This window comes from Paraburkholderia lebeckiae (assembly GCF_050436225.1).
In the GTDB taxonomy this organism is placed as follows: domain Bacteria; phylum Pseudomonadota; class Gammaproteobacteria; order Burkholderiales; family Burkholderiaceae; genus Paraburkholderia; species Paraburkholderia tuberum.
This window is the reverse complement of record NZ_JBNDLU010000002.1, coordinates 4,324,167-4,348,441: the sequence shown is the minus strand read 5'-3', so window position 1 is coordinate 4,348,441 and position 24,275 is coordinate 4,324,167. Positions and strand designations below refer to the sequence as shown.

Here is a 24,275-nt window from a genome sequence, read left to right as displayed (position 1 = left end):
AGAACTCCCGCCGGATCGTCAACAGGTTTTTATCACCCGCTTAACCTGCCCACCCCGCTGAAACCCTCGCCATCAAAGGCTTCCCGCTTCTCCGCACCCCGGCGTCCGGAGCACGAAAGAGCGGAATTCTAGTCGCCGACATCGGGACTTGCAAGCGATATTTTGACAAGCGTATTAACGGTGCTTGAAAACCGGTTTGCGCTTCTCCACGAACGCGGCCATGCCCTCTTTCTGGTCTTCGGTGGCGAAGAGTGAATGGAACAGGCGGCGCTCGAAATGCACGCCCTCCGCGAGCGTCGTTTCATAGGCTCGGTTGACCGACTCCTTGACCATCAGCACCGCCGGCAGCGGGAATTCCGCAATGGTGGCGGCCGCGCCGACCGCTTCGTCAAGCAGCGATGCCGCCGGGATCACGCGCGAAACCAGTCCGGCGCGCTCCGCTTCGGCGGCATCCATGAAACGGGCGGTCAAACAGAGGTCCATCGCCTTCGCTTTTGACACCGCCCGCGGCAAGCGCTGGGTGCCACCCGCACCCGGCATGATCCCGAGCTTGATTTCCGGTTGACCGAACTTCGCCGTGTCGGCGGCGAAAATGATGTCGCACATCATCGCCAGTTCGCAGCCGCCGCCGAGCGCGAAGCCCGCCACCGCGGCAATGATCGGCTTACGGATCGAGCGAACCGTTTCCCAGTTGCGCGTGATGTAGTCGCCCTTGTAGACATCCATATAGGAGTACGACGCCATCATCCCGATGTCCGCGCCGGCCGCGAACGCTTTCTCGCTGCCCGTCACGACGATTGCGCCAATCGACTCGTCGCCGTCGAACTCGCGCAACGCAGCGCCTAGTTCGTCCATCAGCGCGTCATTCAGTGCATTCAGAGCCTTCGGACGGTTGAGCGTAACCAGTCCGACCCGTCCCCGCGTCTCAACCAGAATGTTTTCGTAAGCCATGCCGCCTCCATAAGGGTTAATCGCACGCGAAAAACGCTTCGCGCATCGTCCATAGTGATGCTACCATTCACCAACCAACCGGTCGGTCAATTATTCGACAGATATTTCCCCAACGTACAGCCGAGCCTCTTTGCCATGACACATCCGCTATTCACCAAGCACGAAGACACGCTGCACCAAGCGCTCGCCGCGCTCGAAACGCGCGGCTACTGGAGCCCGTTCGTCGAGATGCCCAGTCCGAAAGTGTACGGGGAAACAGCCAACGCGGACGGCGAAGCCGCGTTCGAGGCGCTTCTAGACAAAACGTTCGACCTGGACCAACCCTCGACGGAAGAGACCGTCGGCGCAGAGGCTTCGCCGTTCGGCTTCCAGCTCGGCGTGCGTTACCCGAAAGCCGACCCGAGCGCGCTCATCGCCGCATCTGCCGCGGCGCAACGCGATTGGCGCGCGGCCGGCCCGCAGGCATGGATCGGCGTGAGCCTCGAAATCCTCGCGCGCCTGAATCGCGCCAGCTTCGAGCTCGGCTACAGCGTGATGCACACGACCGGTCAGGCGTTCATGATGGCCTTCCAGGCGGGGGGCCCACACGCGCAGGATCGCGCGCTCGAAGCGGTCGCGTATGCCTGGGATCAGCTGCGCCGTATCCCCGCCGACGCGCACTGGGAAAAGCCGCAAGGCAAAAACCCGCCGCTCGCGATGCACAAGCGCTACACCGTCGTGCCGCGCGGCATCGGCCTCGTGCTCGGCTGCTGCACATTCCCGACGTGGAACGGCTATCCGGGCCTGTTCGCCGATCTGGCCACCGGCAACACGGTGATCGTCAAGCCGCATCCTGGCGCGATCCTGCCGCTCGCACTGACCGTGCGCATCGCGCGTGACGTGTTGCGCGAAGCGGGCTTCGATCCGAACGTCGTCACGCTGCTGGCCACCGCCCCGAACGACGGCGCTCTCGTCCAGCAACTGGTCCAGCGCCCCGAGATCAAACTGATCGACTTCACGGGCAGCACCCAGAACGGCACCTGGCTCGAGCGCAACGCGCACCAGGCGCAGGTCTACACCGAAAAAGCTGGCGTCAACCAGATCGTCATCGACTCGGTCGACGACATCAAGGCGGCCGCGCGCAACATCGCGTTCTCGCTGGCGCTGTACTCGGGCCAGATGTGCACCGCGCCGCAAAATATCTACGTGCCGCGAGACGGTATTCGCACCGCGGAAGGCACGCTCAGCTTTGACGATGTCTCCCAGGCGCTTGCCGGCGCGGTGCAAAAGCTCGTCGCCGATCCGGCCCGCGCCGTCGAACTGCTCGGCGCGATCCAGAACGAAGGCGTCGTGCAGCGCATCGACGAAGCCGCCGGGCTCGGTCGCGTTCTCGTCGCGAGCCAGACGCTCGAACATCCGTCCTTTCCGGGCGCTCGCGTGCGCACCCCGCTCGTATTGCAACTCGACGCCTCGACCGACCACGTGCAGTTCACGAGAGAATGGTTCGGGCCGATCTCGTTCGTCATCGCGACGGACTCGACCGCGCAGTCGCTCGACCTCGCGGGCAACATCGCCAGCGAGCACGGCGCGCTAACGCTGGCGGTCTACAGCACGGACGACGCCGTGCTCGACGCCGCGCACGAAGCGTCGATTCGCGGCGGCGTCGCACTGTCGATCAACCTGACCGGGGGCGTTTTCGTCAACCAGTCGGCGGCTTTTTCGGACTTTCATGGCACCGGCGCCAACCCGGCCGCCAATGCCGCGCTAGCCGATGCCGCTTTCGTCGCCAACCGCTTCCGTGTCGTTCAAAGCCGCGTTCATGTTGAACCGAAAGCGGCGCCCGCGGTAGCTGGCTGAACGGCATAAGAAGGCTTCAGCACAACGCACGACTTCGTCCTATGCCGTTCGGCGGATGGACCGAGTCGCGCGCTCTGACTAACATCAGACATCGGATCGGCATCACGCGCCGACGCTAGTCGAGCGACCGTGCCCATCGGCCAAAGAGAGTTTGAGGAGACACCCCATGTCATATGAAGCGATCCGGCTGGACATCGACTCATCGAGCCACGTCGCCACCATCACGCTGAGCCGCCCGGACAAGCTCAACAGCTTCACGCGCGCGATGCATCAGGAACTCGGCGCGGCGCTCGACCAGGTCGAAAAGTCCGGCGCCCGGGCGCTCGTGCTCACCGGTGCGGGACGCGGCTTCTGCGCCGGCCAGGATCTCGCCGACCTCGATTTCACGCCCGGCGCGATGACCGACCTCGGCGCGGTGATCGATGAATACTTCAATCCGTTGATCCGCCGTCTGCAAGCGCTACCGTTTCCGGTGATCGCGGCGGTCAACGGCACGGCCGCCGGCGCGGGCGCCAATCTCGCGTTGGCCTGCGACCTGGTGCTCGCAGCTCGCTCCGCGAGTTTCATCCAAGCGTTCGTGAAGATCGGCCTCGTGCCGGATTCGGGCGGGACGTGGTTCCTGCCGCAACGCGTTGGCATGGCACGCGCGCTCGGCCTCGCGATCACCGGCGACAAGCTCAGCGCCGACAAAGCCGAGAGCTGGGGCTTGATCTGGCAAGCGCTCGACGACGCCGAACTGGCTCCGGCCGCGGCAAAACTCGCGGCCCAGCTTGCCCAGCAACCGACGCGCGCGATCGCCGCGATCAAGCAGGCGATGCGTGCCAGCACGACGCAAACGCTCGACCAGCAGCTCGATCTCGAGCGTGATCTGCAGCGCCAACTAGGCGCCTCGCACGATTACGCGGAAGGCGTGCAGTCATTTATCGAAAAGCGCGCGCCGCGCTTCGAGGGGCGTTGAGATGTCCACGCAAACCACCCGCCCCGACCAGATGACTGCCGACGAACTCGCCCGCGCGACAGCCGCCGCGATGTACGAAAACGACGCCTGCAGTCGCGCGCTCGGGATTGATATTCTCGAAGTGCGCCCCGGCTATGCGCGGCTGCGCATGGCGGTGCGCGACGATTTCCTGAACGGCCATCAGATCTGCCACGGCGGCCTGATCTTCACGCTCGCCGATTCGACCTTCGCCTTCGCCTGTAACACCTACAACATCAATACGGTTGCCGCCGGCTGCTCGATCGAATACCTCCGGCCGGTCTACGGCGGCGACGTGCTGAGCGCCGAAGCGGTCGAGCAGACATCGAGCGGGCGCACTGGCATCTACGATATTCGCGTCACGAATCGCGCCGGCGAGACCGTCGCGATGTTTCGCGGCAAGTCGGCACAAATCAAGGGCAACCTGATTCGCACCGGCGACTAACATTGAGCGGCGGCAAGCCAGAGCCGCCCTCGCGGACAACTGTCTGCGTGGCTCTCTGACGCCAACGCGTTACATATCAGACTCAGATACTGAGGCAGCAAGGAGACACTCGATGAGCACCGCTCTTCCGCTCGATCCGATCGAGACCGCCAGCCGCGACGAGCTCGCCGCGCTCCAACTTGAACGGCTCAAATGGTCGCTCGCCCATGCGTATGAAAATTCGCCGGTGTACCGGCGCAAGTTCGACGAAGCCGGTGTTCATCCGGGCGATGTCAAGTCGGTCGCGGACCTCGCGCGCTTTCCGTTCACGACGAAGAAGGATTTGCGCGACAACTATCCATTCGGCATGTTCGCGGTGCCGCAGGAGCAGATTTCGCGAATCCATGCATCGTCTGGGACGACCGGCAAGCCGACCGTCGTCGGCTATACGGCGCGCGACATCGACACGTGGGCGAATCTCGTCGCCCGTTCGGTACGCGCCGCCGGCGCGAAACGCGGCGACAAGGTGCACGTGAGCTACGGCTACGGCCTCTTCACGGGCGGCCTCGGCGCGCATTACGGCGCCGAGCGCGCGGGGCTCACCGTGATTCCGTTCGGCGGTGGCCAGACCGAAAAGCAGGTGCAGCTGATCCAGGACTTCCGGCCGGACATCATCATGGTGACGCCGAGCTACATGCTGTCGATCGCCGACGAACTCGAGCGCCAGGGTATCGACCCGGCTAGCTGCTCATTGCGCATCGGCATCTTCGGCGCTGAGCCCTGGACCAACGACATGCGCGAGGCGATCGAAAAACGCATGGGCATCGACGCGGTCGACATCTACGGTCTCTCCGAAGTGATGGGCCCGGGCGTCGCCTCGGAGTGCGTCGAGACCAAAGACGGCCCGACGATCTGGGAAGACCATTTCTATCCCGAGATCATCGACCCCGAAACGGGCGAGGTGCTGCCCGATGGCGAATTCGGCGAACTCGTGTTCACGTCGCTGACGAAAGAAGCGCTGCCGATCATCCGCTACCGCACGCGCGATCTCACGCGCCTGCTGCCGGGCAGCGCCCGCACGATGCGGCGTATGGAAAAAATCACGGGTCGCTCGGACGACATGATGATCGTCCGTGGCGTCAATGTGTTCCCGACGCAGATCGAAGAACTACTGCTCAAGCAGCACGCGCTGGCGCCGCACTATCAGATCGTACTGACGAAGGAAGGGCCGCTCGACGTGTTGACGCTGAATGTCGAACCGTGCCCCGAAAGCGCGCCAGATACTTCCGCGCTAACCACCGCGAAAAACGCGCTGGCATGCGACATCAAGGCGCTGATTGGCGTAAGCGCGGTGGTTAACGTGCTGGCCGTGAATGGAATCGAGCGCTCGGTGGGCAAGGCGCGGCGGGTGGTCGACAAGCGCAAATCGGGGCTCTAAGTCAGGCAACCGGCAACGACGCGCAGCGTAAGAGCCCAACAAAAAACGGCGTCACGCACGGATCCTGATCCAAACGTGACGCCGATTTCCACGACTTCTATTGACGGCTTCGCGGCAGCCTCCAACCCGCCTCCCGAAAACTGCCGTAACTCAAACGGCAGTCACGCTTCCGCCTGCGCCCCACCGCCTCACGAATTCGGCAGCAGCAACCACATCCGGCCACCCTGCTTCATCTTGCCAGCCAGATCACCGGCATCGTCGCCGAGGCCCCAGAAGTAGTCGGCGCGCACGCCGCCTTTGATCGCGGTGCCCGTGTCCTGCGCGAACACGAGGCGGTTCATCGGCGAGTTCGTCAGCGGTCGTGTGGTCTGCAGGAACACCGGCGTGCCGAGCGGAATCGCGCTCGGGTCGACCGCAATCGAGCGCTCCGGCGTCAGCGGCACGCCGAGCGCGCCGATCGGACCGTCCGCACCGCCGCTCGGCATACTTTCGGCCGACGGCAGCTCGCGGAAAAACACGAAGCGCGGATTGGTGTCGAGCAGTCCATCGACGCGAGTCGGATTCGCACGTGCCCATGCCTTGATGCCCTGCATCGTCGCCTGCGCGGGTGTGATCTCGCCATGATCGAGCAGCCAGCGCCCGATCGACTTGTACGGCTGATTGTTGGTACCGCCAAAGCCGACGCGCATCACGCTGCCGTCTTCCATCACGATGCGCCCGGAGCCCTGCACCTGCAAAAAGAACGCTTCGATCGGATCGTCGACCCACACGAGTTCGTTGCCGCTGAGCGCACCCGAGCGTTCGAGCTGGGCTCGCGCCGGCAACGGCGCCCCCGCGCGATAGCCGGCGGGCCAGCGGTACAGCGCGGTCTGATATACCCCATGCCGCGTGCGCGAGCCCCGCAGCAGGGGCTCGTAGTAACCGGTGACCAGACCGTCGAGCGTGCCGTCGCTATTCGCGAGCTGGAACGGCGTGAAGTAGGCTTCGAAGAAGGCGCGCGCGCCGGTAACGTCGAGATCGTCGATTTGCGCGGCGGCCGCGCATGCATGCGACCAGTTCGGCTGACGCGCGAGCCTCGTGCAGTTTTGCCGCAACGCGGCCGTCGCGCCGATCAGCGAGTCGTCCTGCCAGCCCGGCACCTGCTGCCACGCAACCGCGGTCAAGCGCGACGACGCGATCTGGCCGGGGATAATCGCCGCGCCGCTCGGCGGCGAAGGCCGGAGCGCGCCGCCGCCACCGCAGGAGGCAAGCAACACAGCAACCGACAATGCACCGACCCACGCGCCGGCTCGGCGGACAAAACGCATACAATGTTCGTTCTTGATGGAAACCGCCATGTCTGATTTGTTCGACGAATACCCGATGCTCATCTTCGCGCTGGAATCGCTGCTCGCGCTGTTCCTGCTCGTCTTTATCGTTGTGTGGACGTCGGCTGGCAAGAAAAAAGCGAGACGTGCCAAGCCGGCGGAACGGTCCCAACAGCAAAAGCCGCAGTGACCTGGCCTGCGGGTTGCATGCAGAACCGCGCAACCCCTCGTGCATCAAGCGCTCGTCTGAGCGCTCATCCAACCACCACTCAACTGCCCGCTGTGCCGCGCGCCCATACGAACTCCTTAAAGACCGCGCAACACCGCGCCGGTTCAATGCAACGTTCGCGGCATGCGCAACACGAACTCCGGCACCGGCGCCTCGAAGCGCTCACCATCCTCCGCCACGCAGAAATAATCGCCGCGCATCGTGCCGACCGGCGTCGCGATCACTGCCCAACTCGTGTATTCGAAATGCTCGCCCGGCTTGAGCAGCGGCTGATGACCGACCACGCCCAGCCCTTTGACTTCCTGCACGGTATTGTCGCTGTCGGTGATGATCCAGTGACGCGCGATCAACTGTGCGGGCACCTGGCCGGTGTTACGGATGGGTCAGCGTGTAGGCAAAGGCGTACTGGCGACGCTCCGGGTCCGATTCTTCGGGCAGGTAGTGCACCTGCGCCGAGACGCTGAATTCGTACTGGCTCATCCTGATTCCGATCTGATCAAACGGGCTGTGAAAAATCGTGGAAGGCCCGAACGCCAATGGTCTGCGGGTGCAGCGGCGATGCGGCGCTCATGGAGTGGCATTCTGCTTGATGCGCGGCATGGCCGCAACCGAATACGCCTTTCGGCCAGCAGTGTCTAAGACGTTGGGACACGGCTGCTTTGCCGCGCCCAGTCTCCATACCGCTTTTGCGCCAGCACTTTGCGAGGTTTCTTCGCGCGATTCCGCCACGCCAACTGCGGCCAGCACCCCGGTCTGCACGCGTAAAACCGGTAAAATGGCGCTTTCCCGCTTGCATCCGCCCCCTGTCATGACGCAATTTCGCATCGCCCCCAGCATTCTCTCCGCCGACTTCGCCCGCCTGGGCGAAGAAGTCCGCAACGTCGTCGTCGCCGGTGCCGACTGGATCCACTTCGACGTAATGGACAACCACTACGTGCCGAACCTGACCATCGGCCCGCTCGTATGCGAAGCGATCCGCCCGCACGTGGACGTGCCAATCGACGTGCACCTGATGGTGCGTCCCGTCGACCGCATCGTGCCGGACTTCGCGAAAGCCGGCGCGAACCTCATCAGCTTTCATCCGGAAGCGTCGGATCACATCGACCGCACACTGTCGCTGATCCGCGACCACGGCTGCAAGGCCGGCCTCGTGTTCAATCCGGCGACGTCGCTGAACTATCTCGATCATGTGATGGACAAGGTCGACCTCGTGCTGATCATGTCGGTGAACCCGGGCTTCGGCGGCCAGTCGTTCATCCCCGAGGCGCTCAACAAGCTGCGTGAAGCGCGCAAACGCATCGACGCGTACACCGAGCGCACCGGCCGCGACATCCACCTCGAAGTGGACGGCGGCGTGAAGGTCGACAACATCGCGGAAATCGCGGCGGCCGGCGCGGACACGTTCGTGGCTGGCTCGGCGATCTTTGGCCAGCCCGATCACAAGGTCGTGATCGACAAGATGCGCGCCGCCCTCGCGACCGTCCAGCGTTAAGAACCAGCGCCGCATGACCACTTCGTATCCCGCCCCGACGTTTACCGGCCCGCGCCTCGAAGCCGCGATCATCGACCTCGACGGCACGATGATCGACACGGCCGACGACTTCACCGCCGGCCTGAACGGTATGCTCGCGCAGCTCGACGCGGAGGAAACGACGCGCGAGGAAGTGGTCGGCTATGTCGGCAAGGGTTCGGAGCATCTGATCCGCAGCGTGCTTGCGCCGCGCTTCGAAGCCGAGCACGCGCAAGAGCGCTTCGACGAAGCGCTCGCGATCTATCAGGCCGAGTACGCGAAGATCAACGGCGTGCACACGCGGCTTTATCCAGACGTCGAGGCCGGTCTGCGCGCGCTGCGCGACGCGGGCCTGAAGCTCGCCTGCGTGACCAACAAGCCGCACCGCTTCGCGCTCGAATTGCTGCAGCAGTACCGGCTTGCACCGTATTTCAGCGTCGTGCTCGGCGGCGACAGTCTCGCGAAAAAGAAACCGGACCCGCTTCCGATGCTGACCGCCGCCGCCCAGCTCGGCGTCGAGCCGAGCGCCACGGTGGCGATCGGCGACTCGGAAAACGACGCGCTGGCGGGCCGCGCGGCCGGCATGGCGACGCTGACCGTGCCCTATGGGTACAACCACGGCCAAGCTATACAAACGATAAAATCCGATGGTATAGTTGCCTCGCTGCTCGACGCCGCCAGGGCGATCGCAGCGCATCAATCCACGACTTAACAGTCCTTCATCCTCATGTTTCTGAATAAAAAACGGAGTCTGATTAGCATCGACCGGGGAGCCTGGCCCTGGCGTCGCTGGTCGCGCTAACCTCGCCTGAGGTACGCTGAAGCTCGTCTTCGGCAACCGTTTTTTACTTCGCTGCGCTCACGCGCTTTTTCCATCGATCTGTTTTTACGCACCTGCATCGGCTGATTGAGCCTGCGCGTACCCGCAAGGTACCGTTGCTCATCCGCACCGCTCGCACGCGCCGATGGAAGACCCGCGCCGGTCGGTATCATTGTGTCGAGAACGTCGACCCACGCCCTGACCGGAAGCGCTTAGCCCCGCTTTGCCCGACGCTTGCTGCCGCCGGACCACCGTACAGGATCGGAACATGACCGAACTCGAATTCCAGTCCCTCGCCAACGAGGGTTTCAACCGCATCCCGCTGATCGCCGAAGCGCTCGCCGACCTCGAGACGCCGCTGTCGCTGTACCTGAAGCTCGCGCAGACCGAGCGCAACGGCGCGAACTCGTTCCTGCTGGAGTCGGTGGTCGGCGGCGAACGCTTCGGGCGTTATTCGTTCATCGGCCTGCCGGCGCGGACTCTCATGCGCACGCGCGACGGCGTGTCGGAAGTGGTCCGCGACGGCAAGGTCGTCGAGACGCACGACGGCGATCCGCTCGCGTTCATCCAGCAATTCCAGGCGCGCTTCAAGGTCGCGCAACGCCCGGGGCTGCCGCGTTTCACGGGCGGTCTCGCCGGCTACTTCGGCTATGACGCGGTGCGCTACATCGAGAAGAAGCTCGCGCACAGCGCGCCGAAGGACGACCTCAATCTGCCCGACATCCAGCTGCTGCTGACCGAGGAAGTCGCCGTCATCGACAACCTCGCCGGCAAGCTCTATCTGGTGGTCTACGCCGACCCGACTCAGGCTGAGGCCTACACGAAAGCGAAGCGCCGTCTGCGCGAACTGCGCCAGCGGCTGCGCGTCACCGTCGAGCCGCCCGTCGTGTCGGCCAGCGTGCGCACCGAGATCTACCGCGAATTCGCGAAAGACGATTACCTGGCCGCCGTGCGCAAGGCGAAGGAATACATCGCCGCCGGCGAACTGATGCAGGTGCAGGTCGGCCAGCGCCTGATCAAGCCGTACCGCGACAATCCACTGTCGCTGTATCGCGCGCTGCGCTCGCTGAATCCGTCGCCGTACATGTACTACTACAACTTCGGCGACTTCCACGTGGTCGGCGCGTCGCCGGAGATTCTGGTGCGCCAGGAAAAGCGCGCCGAGGACCGTATCGTCACGATCCGCCCGCTCGCTGGCACCCGTCCGCGCGGCAACACGCCCGAGCGCGATACCGCGCTCGCGACCGAGCTGCTGAACGATCCGAAGGAAATCGCCGAGCATGTGATGCTGATCGACCTCGCGCGCAACGACGTCGGCCGCATCGCGCAGATCGGCTCGGTGGTCGTGACCGACAAGATGGTGATCGAGAAGTACTCGCACGTGCAGCACATCGTCAGTTCGGTCGAAGGCAAGCTCAAGAACGACATGACCAATTTCGACGTGCTGCGCGCCACCTTCCCGGCCGGCACGCTGTCGGGCGCGCCGAAGGTCCGCGCGATGGAGCTGATCGACGAGCTCGAGCCCGTCAAGCGTGGCCTGTACGGCGGGGCGGTCGGCTATCTGTCGTTCACCGGCGAGATGGATCTGGCCATCACGATCCGCACCGGCGTGATCGCGAACGGCAATCTGTATGTGCAGGCGGCCGCGGGCGTGGTCGCCGATTCGGTGCCCGAATCCGAATGGCAGGAGACCGAGAACAAGGCACGCGCGGTAATGCGCGCCGCCGAGCAGGTCCAGGACGGCCTCGATAGCGACTTCTGACCGGAGACACACCATGCTGCTCATGATCGACAACTACGACTCGTTCACCTACAACCTGGTGCAGTACTTCGGCGAACTCGGCGAAGACGTGTGCACCTATCGCAACGACGAAATCACGCTCGACGAAATCGCCAGGCTGAACCCCGAGCGCATCTGCCTGTCGCCGGGCCCGAGCAATCCGCAACACGCGGGCATCACGCTCGACGTGCTGCGCGAATTCGCCGGCAAGACGCCGATTCTCGGTGTATGTCTCGGCCATCAGGCGATCGGCGAGGCGTTCGGCGGCCGCGTCGTGCGCGCGCAGACCATCATGCATGGCAAGGTCAGCACGATCGAAACCGACTGCAAGGGCGTATTCGCGGACCTGCCGAAGCATTTCACGGTGACGCGCTACCACTCGCTCGCGATCGAACGCGAATCGCTGCCCGACTGCCTCGAAGTATCGGCATGGACTGAAGACGGCGAAATCATGGGCGTGCGCCACAAGGAACTGGCCGTGGAAGGCGTGCAGTTCCACCCGGAATCGATCCTGTCCGAACACGGCCACGCGCTGCTCGAAAACTTCGTCAAGCAGTCGAAGCTCGCCGTCGGCGGCAAGGCCTCGAATCACGCGGCGTCCCGCAATGCCTGACACAAAGGGAGACGAGATCATGTCCATTACGCCCCAGGAAGCCTTGCAGCGGACCATCGAGCACCGCGAGATTTTTCACGACGAAATGCTGCACCTGATGCGCCTCATCATGCGCGGCGAACTCTCGCCCGTGATGTCGGCGGCGATCATCACCGGCCTGCGCGTCAAAAAAGAGACCATCGGCGAAATCACCGCGGCCGCCACGGTGATGCGTGAATTTGCCCGGCACGTCGACGTGCAGGACAACTCGAACTTCGTCGATATCGTCGGCACCGGCGGCGACGGCGCGCACACGTTCAACATTTCGACCGCGACGATGTTCGTGTCGGCCGCGGCGGGCGCGAAGGTCGCAAAGCACGGCAATCGCGGCGTATCGAGCAAGTCGGGTAGCGCGGACGTGCTCGAAGCGCTCGGTGTCAACATCGATCTGCAGCCGGAGCAGGTCGCGGCATCGATTGCGGAAACGGGCATGGGCTTCATGTTCGCACCGAACCATCATCCGGCGATGAAAAACGTCGCGCCGGTACGCCGGGAACTCGGCATCCGCACGATCTTCAATATCCTCGGGCCGCTCACCAATCCGGCCGGCGCGCCGAATCAGCTGATGGGCGTGTTTCACCCCGACCTCGTCGGCATTCAGGTACGCGTGATGCAGCGCCTCGGCGCCAGGCACGTGCTCGTCGTGTACGGGATGGACGGCATGGACGAAGTGTCGCTCGGCGGCGCCACGCTGGTCGGCGAGTTGCGCGACGGCGAGATTCGCGAGTACGAGATCCATCCGGAAGACTTCGGCATGCAGATGGTGTCGAACCGCACGCTCAAAGTCGCCGACGCGGGCGAGTCGAAGGTCATGCTGCTCGACGCGCTCAGCAGCAAGCCCGGCGTCGCACGGGAAATCGTCACGCTGAACGCCGGCACGGCACTTTATTCGGCGAACGTAGCGGCTACGATCGCGGACGGCATCGAGCTCGCGCGTGAAGCGATCGCGAGCGGCAAGGCACGCGCGAAGGTCGACGAACTGGTGCGCTTCACCCAGCAATTCAAGCAGTAATCACGTAGCGAGACATTTATGAGCGACATCCTCGACCGCATCATCGCGGTCAAACGCGAAGAAGTCCGGGCGGCCGAGCAAAGCGTGCCGCTCGAAGAACTGCGGCTCGAAGCGTCTTCGCGCGATCTCCGCGACTTCGTCGGCGCATTGCGCGCCAAGCACACGGCGGGTCTCGCCGCGGTGATCTCCGAAGTGAAGAAGGCGAGCCCGTCGAAGGGCGTGCTGCGCGAGCACTTCGTGCCGGCCGACATCGCGCGTTCGTACGAGAAGCACGGGGCGGCGTGTCTGTCCGTGCTGACCGACGTGCAGTTCTTCCAGGGCAGCGTCGCCTATCTGCAGCAAGCGCGCGCCGCGTGCCAGTTGCCGGTGATACGCAAGGACTTCATCGTCGATCCGTATCAGGTGGTCGAAGCACGCGCGATGGGGGCCGACGCGATCCTGCTGATCGCCGCCGCGCTCGAAACCGCCGAGATGCAGAACCTCGAAGCGCTCGCGCATTCGCTGGGTCTCGCGGTGCTCGTCGAAGTGCACGATAGCGATGAACTCAAGGAAGCGCTGACGCTGAAGACGCCACTGATCGGCATCAACAACCGCAATCTGCGCACCTTCGAAACCTCGCTCGACACGACGCTCGGTATGCTCGACGCGATTCCCGACGATCGCATCGTCGTGACCGAATCGGGCATCCTGTCGCGCGACGACGTCGAGCGCATGCGCGCGCGGAACGTGCATACCTTCCTCGTCGGCGAAGCGTTCATGCGCGCGGACGATCCGGGCGTGGAACTTGCGCGGATGTTTTTCTGAGCGTCGTATCGACGTATCGGCGTATCGGGCGCAGAGAAATCCACGCAACAAGGACACCCAGCATGGGCATGGAACGCGAAATCAAGCTGGCGCTGCCGGCTTCGCAAGTGCTGGCGGCGACGCAGTGGTTCGCAGCGCGCGCCGGCAAGAACGGACGCGCGATCAAGCTCGTGAACATTTACTTCGATACGCCGCAGTTGACTCTGGCGTCGTCAAAGAGCGCGCTGCGTCTACGGCAGACCCCGGACGGCTGGCTGCAGACCTTCAAGACGGTCGGCACGGCGAAGAACGGCTTGCATCGCCGGCACGAATGGGAATTGCCGGTCGCGGGCGCGAAGCTCGAAATCGAATCGTTGCTGAGCGCTTGCGACGAACCCGTCGCCGCGGATGCACTGAAGCAGGCCGCGCCTGCGCTGATCGAGCTGTTCCACACCAATTTCACACGCACGCTATGGCTGCTCGACTCCGACGGCGCTCAGATCGAGGCGGCGATCGATCAGGGCGACGTGCTTGCCGAAGTCGACGATGAAGCGCGCCGCGCGCCGATCTCGGAGATCGAGCTCGAACTGAAATCGGGCGACGAAGCGGCGCTTCATACGCTCGCCGCCGAACTCGGCAAGCGGATTGCCGGCCTCGCGCCGGATGACATCAGCAAGGCGCAGCGCGGGTATCGGTTGCGCGCCGGGTGAGCGCGTTGCCCGAAACCCGCGGCACCTCATGCGCTCGCTTGCCGCAACTTGAGCTAGTCCGCGTTTGCTGCGACACTTCCCCGCCATGACCTCCGCTTCCCGCACCCGCTCCAGTTTGCCGCAGGCATCGTTGTTCGACGATGTCGCGCCCGCCCCCGCCGCCCCCACCGCCGCCCCGCCCACGCTCGAAGCACAATTCGCCGCGCTACCCGCGGCCTGGCGCGCGCATCTGAAGCCCTTCATCGATAGCGACACCTACGCGCCACTGTGCCGCTTCGTCGACGGTGAACGTGCCGCCGGCAAAACGATCTATCCGGCCGACGTGTTCCGCGCGCTCCGCCTGACGAGCCCCGACGAAGTGAAAGTCGTAATCCTCGGCCAGGACCCGTACCACGGCGAAGACCGCGGCACGCCGCAGGCGCACGGCCTCGCGTTTTCGGTCGCGCCGCACGTGCGGCCGCCACCGTCGCTGCGCAACATCTTCAAGGAAATCGCCGCGAGTCTCGGTCACCAGACGCCGCAGCACGGTTGCCTCGACAGCTGGGCCAAACAGGGCGTGCTGCTGCTGAACACGGTGCTGACCGTCGAGCGCGACAGCGCCGCAAGCCACGCGAAGCGCGGCTGGGAGAAATGTACCGACACGCTGATCCACGAACTCGCGACGCGGCATCAGAACCTCGTCTTCATGCTGTGGGGCGCGCATGCGCAGGCGAAGCGCGCGCTACTCGGCGGCAGGTCGCACTATGTGCTGGAGGCGCCGCATCCGTCGCCGCTGTCCGCGCATCGCGGCTTTCTCGGTTGCGGGCATTTCGCGAAGGCGAACGAATATCTGCTGCAGCACGGCCGGGAGCCGATCGACTGGCGTCTACCGGACGACGCGCAAATGCTTGCGTGAGAGCGTCGTCGTCAGAAGATTGCGATACACAACGAAAACGCCACGGAGGGTGAACCCATCCGTGGCGTTATTCTTTTCACCGCTCGCGCCGCATCGAAGCGGCGCAATGCGGCAGGACAAACCCGCTTAAACCGCGGCGATCGCTTCGCGTGCCGAGCTCAGCGCGGCGTTCGCGGCGTCCGGGCCCATGTTCAGTCCTTCGGCGTAGATGAAGTTCACGTCGGTCATACCGAGGAAGCCGAGGAAGCTCTTCAGGTACGGCGTCTGGCTATCGTTCGGCGTGCCGAGATACTTGCCGCCGCGCGCCGACACGACGTGGACCTTCTTGCCCGTCACGAGGCCTTCCGGACCGTTCGCGGTGTAACGGAACGTGATGCCCGCACGTGCGATGAAGTCGAAGTACGTCTTCAGTTGCGACGAGATGCCGAAGTTGTACATCGGCGCACCGATCACGATGACGTCGGCGGCTTGCAGTTCGGCGATCAGCGCTTCGCTGCGTGCGGCGATCGCGGCCTGTTCCGGGGTGCGCTGGTCGGCCGGCGTGAAGAACGCGCCGAGCACGGCGTCGTCGAGGTGCGGCAGCGGTTCGGCTTGCAGGTTACGGACGACGACTTGCGCGCCCGGATTCGACTGTTGCAGCTTTTCCGTCAGCTCGTTGACGAGAAGCGTCGAGTTCGCGCCTTGCGAACGGGCTGCCGAGTTGATTTGCAGGATCGTGGTCATGGTTGACTCCAGTAGGGGCGCGCAGTGTTGCGCGAGTGAAGTCATTGTGTTTTTTTACCGGCCGGCGAAAAAGCCGTCCGGCGACGAAGGATTGTTGCATGGGTAGAACAATCCACCGCCCTCCTCCGCCGATTGACGACAGGACATGCGACGATCGGTGGACCGCCCGGGGCGGCCCACCACCGCGCCGATCACTTCGCGAGCCAGCGCTCGCGGGCCTTGCGCGCGGCGGGACGGTTATCGCTGACCGCGAGCTTGTAGCGCGCCACTTCGGGGCCGTCGAGCTTCACCTGCGTGGCGCGCAGCTCGTCGCGGCGGAACGCGTGCACGTCGACTTTCGCGCCCGGCTGATAGCGCGACAGCAGAGCATCGATATTCCCGCCGGTCACGCGCAGACCATCAATCGCGATCAGCACGTCGCCAGCGGAGAGGCCCGCCTTTTGCGCGGCGCTGCCCTCGTGCACGGTCGCGAGCGCGCAATCCGCGCCGCCGCGTAGCCGCACGCCGAGCGACGGCTTGCCGTTTTTGTCGACGTCCGGCGCGAGCGCCACGCCGAACGGCGCGAGCAGCGCGTCAAGCGGCAGATCGCGCGTGCCGCGCACGCCCTCGGCGAACAGTTCGGCCAGTTGCGCGCCGCTCGCTTCCGCGAAAATAGCCTCGATCTCGCTTTCGTCGACGCCGACCGGCTTGCCTCGATAAAAATCGCGGCCAAAGCGCTTCCACAGCAGCCGCATCACGTCGTCGAGCGATTTCTGTTGGCCGGTCTGCGCGCGGATCGTCAGGTCGAAGGCGAGCGCGATCAGCGAGCCCTTCGTGTAATAGCTGACGATCGCGTTCGGCGCGTTCTCGTCCTGCCGGTAGTACTTGACCCACGCATCGAACGAGCTTTCGGCGACGCTCTGCTTCAGGCGCCCGCTGCCGCGCTGGACGCCGCCGATCACCTTGCCGACCAGGCCGAAATAGTCGTCCTGCGAGATCACGCCGCTGCGTACGAGAATCAGGTCGTCGTAATACGACGTGAAGCCCTCGAACAGCCACAGCATCGACGTGTAGTTTTCGACACCGAGGTCATACGGCGCGAACACGGCCGGCTTGATCCGCTTCACATTCCACGTGTGGAAATACTCATGGCTGCACAGACCGAGATAGGTCCGGTAGCCCTCGCTCATCGCCTCGCGGCCCTGCACCGGCAGATCGGCGCGATTGCAGATCAGCGCGGTAGACGCGCGATGCTCGAGCCCACCGTATCCGTCCGTGACGGCCTGCGTCATGAACACGTAGCGCTCGACCGGCGCCTTCTTCGACTTCGGTTCGAACAACGCAATCTGCGCTTCGCAGATGCGCTTCAGGTCCTTGCACAGACGCTCCATGTCGAGCCCGATCACGCGACCGCCGATCACGACGTCGTGCGGCACGCCGTGCGCCTTGAACGTCGCGAGCGCGAATTCCCCGAGCGTCACAGGATGGTCGATCAGTTCGTCGTAGTTCTGCGCGCGGTATTCGCCGAAGCCGTAGCGCTTCGTGCCGCGCGCTTCCGGCAGGGCGGTCGCGACGCGCCAGCCGCGATACGCGGCGCCCTGCGGCTTCTGGATATCGACCACGCACTGCGCGTCCTCATGGCCGAGCGGCGACAGGAACACGCTGGTGCCGTTGAAAAAGCCGATCGTGTCGTCCAGATGCGCGGCGCGCACCGACAGGTCCCATGCGTACACCTCGTAGCGCAGCGTCAAGGCGCCCTTGACCGGCGCGGCCTGCCACGTGTGCTTGTCGATCTTCTCGACGCGCACCTTGCGGCCCGCGTCGTTCACCGCGCGCAGCGTGACGATGTTGCGCGCGAACTCGCGCACCATGTAGCTGCCCGGAATCCACACCGGCAGCATGAAACGCTGGCCGGCCGGATCGGGATCGGCGACGGTCACGGTGACTTCGAACAGGTGGGCGGCGGGGTTACCCGGAACGATGGTGTAGCGGATCGGCTTCATCGGCGGCGCTTGGGAGTGTCAGGAGAGTGAGGCGGAGAAGTTCGGGGCTCGATGCGAAAGGAGGCGCTGCGTGCGCCTCCTTCAGTTCGAACCTTGCATCTGTTGCACGCCCGGGGCGTGCGTGGCGCTGTGGCCAGCGCGCTGTTCAGTGCACGGCCGACAGTTCCTTGTCGAGCCGATCTGCCGGCACCGCGCCGGGCAGGCGGCGACCGTCCGCGAGAAACACCGTCGGCGTGCCCTCGACGTTCATCGAGCGGCCGAGCGCCAGATTCTTGTCGATCGCGGCGGTGTCGCAAGTGGCGGCGGCGGTCGGCGCCTGACGGTCCTGCATCCACGATTCCCACGCCTTCGCGCGATCGGCCGAGCACCAGATCGACTTCGACTTGGCCGTCGAATCCGGCGACAGCACCGGGTACAGGAACGTGTAGACCGTCACGTTGTCGATCGACAGCAGCGTTTTTTCGAGCTGCTTGCAGTACGGGCAGTTCGGATCGGAGAACACCGCGATCTTGCGCGCGCCGTTGCCGCGCACGACCTTCACCGCGTTGCCGAACGGCAGGCTCGCGAAGTCGATGCGGTTGGTTTCCGACAGGCGTGCCTCGGTCAGATTCTTGCGCGTCTTCGAGTCCACCATGTCGCCGAGCATCAGGTAGTCGCCGCTCGCATCGCTGTAGATGATCTGCGTGCCGAGATTCACTTCGTACAGACCCGCGATCGGCGTCTTCGACACGCCCTTGATCGTCACGTCGGACAGACGGGTTTGCAAGGTGGCTTTGAGCTTGTCGGTGGTCTGGTCGGCCTGCGCCGAGCAGCCGAGCGTAGCGGCACCGATCGCGAGCGCGGCGACGGCGATGCGGAAGGTCTTTTTCATGCTGGAGTCCTGGAGTCAGTCGCGCACCTGCGCGTTTTTTACGTTCCGGCCGCGGGTTTCGGCCGCCTATCTGTTCAACCAGGCTCGATCAGGTTCGATCGGGGTCGGATAAGGGACGGATCGCTGCGCGTCGATCCGGTCATGATACCTGTCCCGGGCGCCCGTGACCGGCCATCGGCTATCCGCCCGACGCCTCGTTGCGGTTTACCCCAGCGCGGCCGACACGAGCCAGCGCTTGATGAATGGCTGCGCGCCGACGAACGCCATGCCGGTATTGCGCACGGCGCGCGCGAGCGGACCGGGCACCGAGAACAGTTTCTGCAGGCCGTCGGTGGCGATCATCAGCGCGCGAATGTCTTCGCGGCGCGCGCGTTCGTAGCGACGCAGCAGCACCATGTCGCCGAGGTCGCGGAACGACTCCTTGCCGCCGATCGTGCTCGCGAGCGCGGCGACGTCGCGCAAGCCGAGGTTCATGCCCTGTCCTGCCAACGGATGGATCAGATGCGCGGCATCGCCGACCAGCGCGACACGCGGGGCGACGAGCCGGTCCACGGTCTGCAACGCGAGCGGGAAGCCCTGCGCGGGCGTCACGCACTCGAGCGCGCCGAACTGTTCACCGCTCACGTGCTCGACTTCGGCGGCGAGCCGCTCGGGATCGAGCGCGAGCAACTGCTCGGCGTGTTCGGTTCGGGCCGACCAGACCAGCGACACGTGGCCGTCCGGCATCGGCAGCAACGCGATGATCTCGCCGTCGCGGAACCACTGATACGCGGTTTCGCCGTGCGGCTTCGCAGCCTTGAAATTGGCGACCACACCGATCTGTCTGTAGTCGCGGCGCACCATCTTCGAGCCGATCTGCGCGCGCACCCACGAATGCGCGCCATCCGCGCCGACTACCAGATCCGCTTCGAGCACGCTGCCGTTCGCGAGGCCGACGCTCGCGTTGTCGACGGAGAAATCGAGCGCCTGCGCGCGCGTGTCGATCCACGTGAGGTTCGGCTGGAAGCGCAGCGCGGCATCGAGCGCGCGCTCGATCACCGACGACTCGACGATCCACGCAAGCTGCGGTACCGATGCCTGAAACGCCGAGAAATGCAGCTCGGCATGCGCGTCGCCGTAGACGCGCATGTCGTAGACGGGACCGAGCCGTGTGTGATCGAGCGCCTGCCACACCCGCAGCCGTTCGAGCAAGGCCTGCGAACTCGACGACAACGCATAGACGCGCGAGTCGAAGACAGCACCGGCGGGCAGCGCCGCGCAAGGCTGCGCGAGCAGTGCGACGCGCAGTCCGGCTTGCGTGAGCGCGAGCGCCGCGGTCTTGCCGACGAGCCCGCCGCCGATCACGGCGGCATCAAAGGTCTGATGGTGTGCGTTCATGCGCGCATTATAGCCGCGGGGGGTGCGGGGGACGGATCGACAAGCGCGGCCGTTGGGCTCTGTGCTCGGGGTGTCGCGGGCTCGTGCCGGACAGGGTGTCTGGGGTCACAGCCTGAGGTTGTCGGCGGGTCTGCGCGAGTCTGATGCCGACCGCTGGCGCAACCCGCACTTCACGCGTCGGCGGCCACGCGCATTTGCCTCCCGGGCGCGTGGCCGCGCGGCCTCGATGCGTCGTGCTAGTGCGTCGCGGCGCTTGCCGCGAGCGCCGCGTTCGCCTCGCGCATGCGCATGAAGTCGCGATCGGACGAGAGGTTGCGCCACGCGGCCGCCTCGAGCTCCGCCTTGCGATCGCGCTGATCGCTGCGTGCCGCGCAGTCGGGGAACACGCGGTCGAACACGCGCCACAGCGAGTCGTAGTCGTTCTTATCGGCGAACCGCGCGATGTCGGCGTGATCTTCGTGCGACAGGTGGGTCGTCAAACAATCGATGGTCTGCCGGTCCGTGGTGGCCTGCGCTTCGTCGAAATTCGGCGCGACCCATGTCGCGACCGAGCCCACCACGACCGCGGCGACGACGCCGATCCCAACCCATCTGATGATTCCCACGCTGCTCCCCCGGAAATTGGGGCTCTGCCGGCTCTGACCTGACGATCCTACAGTGGCTTCGCGCCAATGCGCCGGCGGGTCCGCGCGGGCGAACGGGTTACAATTGCGCTTTCCGTGAAAACTCGCACTCAATCGTCGAGCTAACGCCCCGATTCGGTGCCTTGTCCGCTCCGCTGAGCCTGCCGCGCCCCACCTTACGCGAAGGCTTTCCGAATCCGCGCGCAGCGTCGAGCCCATCACGCAACCTACTGATTCAGTGAAGGATTTCCATGAGCCTCAAATGCGGCATCGTCGGCCTGCCCAACGTCGGCAAGTCCACCTTGTTCAACGCGCTGACCAAGGCGGGCATCGCCGCCGAAAACTATCCGTTCTGCACGATCGAGCCGAACGTCGGCATCGTCGAGGTGCCGGACGCGCGGCTGAAGGCGCTCGCCGAAATCGTCAAGCCGGAGCGCATCCTGCCGGCCGTGGTCGAGTTCGTCGACATTGCCGGTCTGGTGGCCGGCGCGAGCAAGGGCGAAGGCCTCGGCAACCAGTTCCTCGCGAACATCCGCGAAACCGACGCGATCACGCACGTTGTACGCTGCTTCGAAGACGACAACGTGATTCACGTCGCGAACAAGATCGATCCGCTGTCGGACATCGAGGTGATCAACACCGAACTCGCGCTTGCCGACCTCGCCACCGTCGAGAAGGCGCTCGCGCGCTATTCCAAGGCGGCCAAGTCGGGCAACGACAAGGAAGCCGCGAAGAACGCGGCGGTGCTGGAGAAGGTCCGCGCGCAGCTCGACCAGGCGAAGCCGGTCCGCGCGCTCGATCTGACCGATGAAGAAAAGGCCACGCTCAAGCCGTTCTGTCTAATCACCGCCAAGCCGACGATGTACGTCGCCAACGTGAAGGAAAACGGCTTCGAGAACAACCCGCACCTCGACGCGATCACGAAGTTCGCGGCCGCGGAAGGCGCTCCGGTCGTGGCCGTGTGCGCGGCGGTCGAAGCGGAAATCGCCGACCTCGACGAAGCCGACATGGAAGTCTTCCTCGCCGACATGGGCATGCATGAGCCGGGCTTGAACCGCGTGATCCGCGCGGGCTTCAAGCTGCTCGGCCTGCAGACCTACTTCACGGCCGGCGTGAAGGAAGTGCGCGCGTGGACGATCCACGTCGGCGACACGGCGCCGAAGGCAGCCGGCGCGATCCACACCGACTTCGAGCGCGGCTTCATCCGCGCGCAGACGATCAGCTTCGACGACTACATCACCTACAAGGGTGAACAAGGCGCGAAGGAAGCCGGCAAGATGCGCGCGGAAGGCAAGGAATACGTCGTACATGATGGCGACGTGATGAACTTTCTGTTCAACGTGTAAGTGCGAAGCAGCGCAAACTGCGCTGCGCGATTAAGGCCCGCGAACCCTCAGGGGTTGCGGGCTTTTTTGTTTGCGCGCTACGATTTCCGCAATGCGTCGAGACAACGGGCCTTGATGTGCGGATTTGCAGTCGTGACCGCCGAAACAGCGTGCAACGCTTTGGCCTTGTAGTTTTTCGGCGCATCGTCAATAAACGGAATGCCGCACACACGCGATATCGCGAGAATGTGACTGTCGCCTTCGACAGGGTCTACGACCTTCAGCGCAGTTGCGGTATTTCTCGGCAACGCATTCGATGCGCTACCCGGATGACTCTTGCTGTCGCCATGCATGAAGTAGGCGTCCCTGCCGAAAGTGTGCGTTCCCGGATTAGGCGTCAATGGCATGGCGAAAGCTCCGACATGATGGGATTGCCTTGGCGACCCAATCGTGTACGACCCTTCAGGTATCGGCCCGACCGATCGGACGTGTTGCATGAGGCGATTGTTTTTGCCCCCGCCGTGGCCCGAGTTGCACCACCCGTGATCTTCCCGAATAGATTCCCGTTTATTTCTTTTCCCTGACAGCCAATGCTAAATTTCGGCTTCCGGCGCGCCGCCGCCGGAATGTCATCGAACACAAATAGAATCGCGCGATTCGCGTCCGCGCCCCTTCCGAACCGGAGACAAAAACGATGAATTACAAGCCGCTGTTCCGTTCACTTTCCGTCGCCGCTGTATTGAGCATCGGCGTCAGCCAGGCGGCTCACGCCGCGACCGAAATCCAGTTCTGGCACGCCATGGAAGCCGCACTGGGCGAACGTCTGAACGACATCGCGAACGACTTCAACAAATCGCAAAACGACTACAAGATCGTGCCCGTGTTCAAGGGCACCTACGACCAGACCCTCGCCGCCGGCATCGCTGCCTATCGCAGCGGCAACGCGCCGGCCATCCTGCAGGTCTACGAAGTCGGCACCGCGACGATGATGCAGGCGAAGAAAGCCATCGTCCCGGTCACGCAGGTATTCAAGGACGCGGGCCTGCCCCTCGATCAGAAAGCCTTCGTGCCGACCATCGCGAGCTATTACAGCGACTCGAAAACCGGCGAACTGATCTCGATGCCGTTCAACAGCTCGACGCCGGTGCTGTACTACAACAAGGATGCGTTCAAGAAGGCTGGCCTCGATCCGAACCAGCCGCCGAAGACCTGGGCCGAGTTGCACGCCGATGCGCAGAAGCTGAAGGCCTCGGGCATGTCGTGCGGCTACTCGTCGGGCTGGCAAAGCTGGATTCAGCTCGAGAACTACAGCGCGTGGCATGCGGCGCCGTTCGCGTCGCGTAACAACGGCTTCGACGGCATGGACGCGCAGCTCGAATTCAACAAGCCGCTGCAGGTCGCGCACATCCAGTTCCTGCAGAACATGGCGAAGGACGGCACGTTCACCTATGTCGGCCGCAAGGACGAACCGGTGTCGAAGTTCTATAGCGGCGACTGCGGCATCATCACGAACTCGTCAGGCTCGCTCGCGACGATCAAGAAATACGCGAAGTTCAACTTCGGCACCGGCATGATGCCGTACGACGACAGCGTGAAGGGCGCGCCGCAGAACGCGATCATCGGCGGGGCGAGCCTGTGGGTGCTGTCGGGCAAGGACCCGGCCGTCTACAAGGGCGTCGCGAAGTTCCTCGCCTATCTGGCCACGGCGCCAGTCGCCGCGAAGTGGCATCAGGACACCGGCTATCTGCCGATCACGACCGCCGCGTATGACCTGACGCGCCAGCAGGGCTTCTACGACAAGAACCCCGGCAGCGACACCGCGATCCGCCAGATGCTGAACAAGCCGCCGCTGCCGTTCACGAAGGGCCTGCGTCTGGGCAACATGCCGCAGATCCGCACCGTGATCGACGAAGAACTCGAGCAGGTGTGGGCGGACACGAAGACGCCGCAACAGGCGCTCGACTCGTCCGTCGCGCGCGGCGACGACCTGCTGCGCCGCTTCGAAAAGGCCGGTAACTAAGCATCGCCTGCAGGCAGGGTTCCGGCGCTCC

23 protein-coding genes and 1 pseudogene are annotated in these 24,275 nt (G+C 64.4%); 15 read left to right on the top strand and 9 right to left on the bottom strand.

Features of this window, described 5'->3' with window-relative positions; all coding sequences use genetic code 11:
* Window positions 1-174: 174 nt before the first annotated feature.
* Window positions 175-951: an enoyl-CoA hydratase gene (locus OKW45_RS34740; protein ID WP_429473287.1), complete on the bottom strand. Its 777-nt coding sequence runs from the start codon at window positions 949-951 to the stop codon at window positions 175-177.
* Between the two features lie 135 nt (window positions 952-1,086).
* On the opposite strand from OKW45_RS34740, the gene paaN reads away from it, so the two are divergent.
* The 4 genes from paaN (at window position 1,087) to paaK (ending at window position 5,625) form a co-directional block, all read left to right on the top strand.
* On the top strand, window positions 1,087-2,787 hold the full coding sequence (gene paaN, locus OKW45_RS34735; protein WP_429473285.1) for a phenylacetic acid degradation protein PaaN: 1,701 nt from the start codon (window positions 1,087-1,089) through the stop codon (window positions 2,785-2,787).
* Between the two features lie 166 nt (window positions 2,788-2,953).
* The gene (paaG, locus tag OKW45_RS34730) at window positions 2,954-3,745 is read left to right on the top strand and encodes a 2-(1,2-epoxy-1,2-dihydrophenyl)acetyl-CoA isomerase PaaG (RefSeq protein ID WP_429473283.1); all 792 of its coding nucleotides are present in this window, start codon (window positions 2,954-2,956) and stop codon (window positions 3,743-3,745) included.
* A gap of 1 nt (window position 3,746) precedes the next feature.
* Window positions 3,747-4,208, top strand: coding sequence for a hydroxyphenylacetyl-CoA thioesterase PaaI (gene paaI, locus OKW45_RS34725; RefSeq protein WP_429473281.1), 462 nt, complete (start codon window positions 3,747-3,749; stop codon window positions 4,206-4,208).
* A 112-nt stretch (window positions 4,209-4,320) separates the two neighbouring features.
* Window positions 4,321-5,625: a phenylacetate--CoA ligase PaaK gene (gene paaK / locus OKW45_RS34720; RefSeq protein WP_429473279.1), complete on the top strand. Its 1,305-nt coding sequence runs from the start codon at window positions 4,321-4,323 to the stop codon at window positions 5,623-5,625.
* 188 nt (window positions 5,626-5,813) lie between these two features.
* Here the strand turns inward: paaK and mltA are convergent, their stop codons facing one another.
* Entirely contained in the window at window positions 5,814-6,932 is a 1,119-nt protein-coding gene (gene mltA / locus OKW45_RS34715; RefSeq protein WP_429473277.1) for a murein transglycosylase A, read from the bottom strand.
* A gap of 16 nt (window positions 6,933-6,948) precedes the next feature.
* On the opposite strand from mltA, the gene OKW45_RS34710 reads away from it, so the two are divergent.
* Window positions 6,949-7,122 carry a hypothetical protein gene (locus OKW45_RS34710; protein WP_162633932.1) on the top strand — a complete coding sequence of 58 codons (174 nt, stop codon included), beginning with the start codon at window positions 6,949-6,951 and terminating at the stop codon, window positions 7,120-7,122.
* A 143-nt stretch (window positions 7,123-7,265) separates the two neighbouring features.
* On the opposite strand, the pseudogene apaG reads toward OKW45_RS34710, so the two are convergent.
* A pseudogene (gene apaG, locus OKW45_RS34705) lies at window positions 7,266-7,641 on the bottom strand (Co2+/Mg2+ efflux facilitator ApaG/CorD).
* 328 nt (window positions 7,642-7,969) lie between these two features.
* Here apaG and rpe point away from each other — a divergent pair.
* The 8 genes from rpe to OKW45_RS34665 all read left to right on the top strand — a co-directional run bounded on the left by rpe (window position 7,970) and on the right by OKW45_RS34665 (window position 15,323).
* The gene (gene rpe / locus OKW45_RS34700; RefSeq protein ID WP_429408217.1) at window positions 7,970-8,653 is read left to right on the top strand and encodes a ribulose-phosphate 3-epimerase; all 684 of its coding nucleotides are present in this window, start codon (window positions 7,970-7,972) and stop codon (window positions 8,651-8,653) included.
* A 13-nt stretch (window positions 8,654-8,666) separates the two neighbouring features.
* A complete protein-coding gene (locus OKW45_RS34695) occupies window positions 8,667-9,383 on the top strand; it encodes a phosphoglycolate phosphatase (RefSeq protein ID WP_184009103.1) in 717 nt (238 codons plus the stop codon).
* Window positions 9,384-9,759: 376 nt separating this feature from the next.
* Window positions 9,760-11,253, top strand: coding sequence for an anthranilate synthase component I (gene trpE / locus OKW45_RS34690; protein ID WP_429473275.1), 1,494 nt, complete (start codon window positions 9,760-9,762; stop codon window positions 11,251-11,253).
* Window positions 11,254-11,266: 13 nt separating this feature from the next.
* Window positions 11,267-11,884, top strand: a complete 618-nt coding sequence (locus OKW45_RS34685; RefSeq protein WP_429473274.1) for an aminodeoxychorismate/anthranilate synthase component II — start codon at window positions 11,267-11,269, stop codon at window positions 11,882-11,884.
* Window positions 11,885-11,903: 19 nt separating this feature from the next.
* Window positions 11,904-12,935 (top strand): anthranilate phosphoribosyltransferase, encoded by a 1,032-nt coding sequence (gene trpD, locus OKW45_RS34680; RefSeq protein ID WP_026225723.1) that lies wholly within the window; start codon window positions 11,904-11,906, stop codon window positions 12,933-12,935.
* Between the two features lie 18 nt (window positions 12,936-12,953).
* Window positions 12,954-13,739 (top strand): indole-3-glycerol phosphate synthase TrpC, encoded by a 786-nt coding sequence (gene trpC, locus OKW45_RS34675; RefSeq protein WP_018420124.1) that lies wholly within the window; start codon window positions 12,954-12,956, stop codon window positions 13,737-13,739.
* Between the two features lie 62 nt (window positions 13,740-13,801).
* Window positions 13,802-14,428 (top strand): CYTH domain-containing protein, encoded by a 627-nt coding sequence (locus tag OKW45_RS34670; protein ID WP_429473273.1) that lies wholly within the window; start codon window positions 13,802-13,804, stop codon window positions 14,426-14,428.
* An 85-nt stretch (window positions 14,429-14,513) separates the two neighbouring features.
* Window positions 14,514-15,323, top strand: coding sequence for a uracil-DNA glycosylase (locus OKW45_RS34665; protein WP_429473271.1), 810 nt, complete (start codon window positions 14,514-14,516; stop codon window positions 15,321-15,323).
* Between the two features lie 126 nt (window positions 15,324-15,449).
* Here OKW45_RS34665 and OKW45_RS34660 read toward each other — a convergent pair whose 3' ends face one another.
* The 5 genes from OKW45_RS34660 to OKW45_RS34640 all read right to left on the bottom strand — a co-directional run bounded on the left by OKW45_RS34660 (window position 15,450) and on the right by OKW45_RS34640 (window position 20,881).
* A complete protein-coding gene (locus OKW45_RS34660; RefSeq protein ID WP_184009117.1) occupies window positions 15,450-16,046 on the bottom strand; it encodes an FMN-dependent NADH-azoreductase in 597 nt (198 codons plus the stop codon).
* A gap of 191 nt (window positions 16,047-16,237) precedes the next feature.
* Window positions 16,238-18,028 (bottom strand): M61 family metallopeptidase, encoded by a 1,791-nt coding sequence (locus tag OKW45_RS34655; protein ID WP_429473269.1) that lies wholly within the window; start codon window positions 18,026-18,028, stop codon window positions 16,238-16,240.
* Window positions 18,029-18,173: 145 nt separating this feature from the next.
* Window positions 18,174-18,899 carry a DsbC family protein gene (locus OKW45_RS34650; protein ID WP_018420119.1) on the bottom strand — a complete coding sequence of 242 codons (726 nt, stop codon included), beginning with the start codon at window positions 18,897-18,899 and terminating at the stop codon, window positions 18,174-18,176.
* A gap of 204 nt (window positions 18,900-19,103) precedes the next feature.
* Window positions 19,104-20,276, bottom strand: coding sequence for a UbiH/UbiF family hydroxylase (locus OKW45_RS34645; protein ID WP_429473267.1), 1,173 nt, complete (start codon window positions 20,274-20,276; stop codon window positions 19,104-19,106).
* 236 nt (window positions 20,277-20,512) lie between these two features.
* Window positions 20,513-20,881, bottom strand: coding sequence for a hypothetical protein (locus OKW45_RS34640; protein WP_429473266.1), 369 nt, complete (start codon window positions 20,879-20,881; stop codon window positions 20,513-20,515).
* Window positions 20,882-21,150: 269 nt separating this feature from the next.
* Between OKW45_RS34640 and ychF the strand changes: the two genes are divergently transcribed.
* The gene (gene ychF, locus OKW45_RS34635) at window positions 21,151-22,245 is read left to right on the top strand and encodes a redox-regulated ATPase YchF (RefSeq protein WP_184009123.1); all 1,095 of its coding nucleotides are present in this window, start codon (window positions 21,151-21,153) and stop codon (window positions 22,243-22,245) included.
* A gap of 77 nt (window positions 22,246-22,322) precedes the next feature.
* Here the strand turns inward: ychF and OKW45_RS34630 are convergent, their stop codons facing one another.
* Window positions 22,323-22,631: a hypothetical protein gene (locus tag OKW45_RS34630; protein WP_429473264.1), complete on the bottom strand. Its 309-nt coding sequence runs from the start codon at window positions 22,629-22,631 to the stop codon at window positions 22,323-22,325.
* A 287-nt stretch (window positions 22,632-22,918) separates the two neighbouring features.
* Here OKW45_RS34630 and ugpB point away from each other — a divergent pair, with 287 nt between their 5' ends.
* The gene (gene ugpB / locus OKW45_RS34625; protein WP_018420114.1) at window positions 22,919-24,244 is read left to right on the top strand and encodes a sn-glycerol-3-phosphate ABC transporter substrate-binding protein UgpB; all 1,326 of its coding nucleotides are present in this window, start codon (window positions 22,919-22,921) and stop codon (window positions 24,242-24,244) included.
* Window positions 24,245-24,275: the final 31 nt, after the last annotated feature.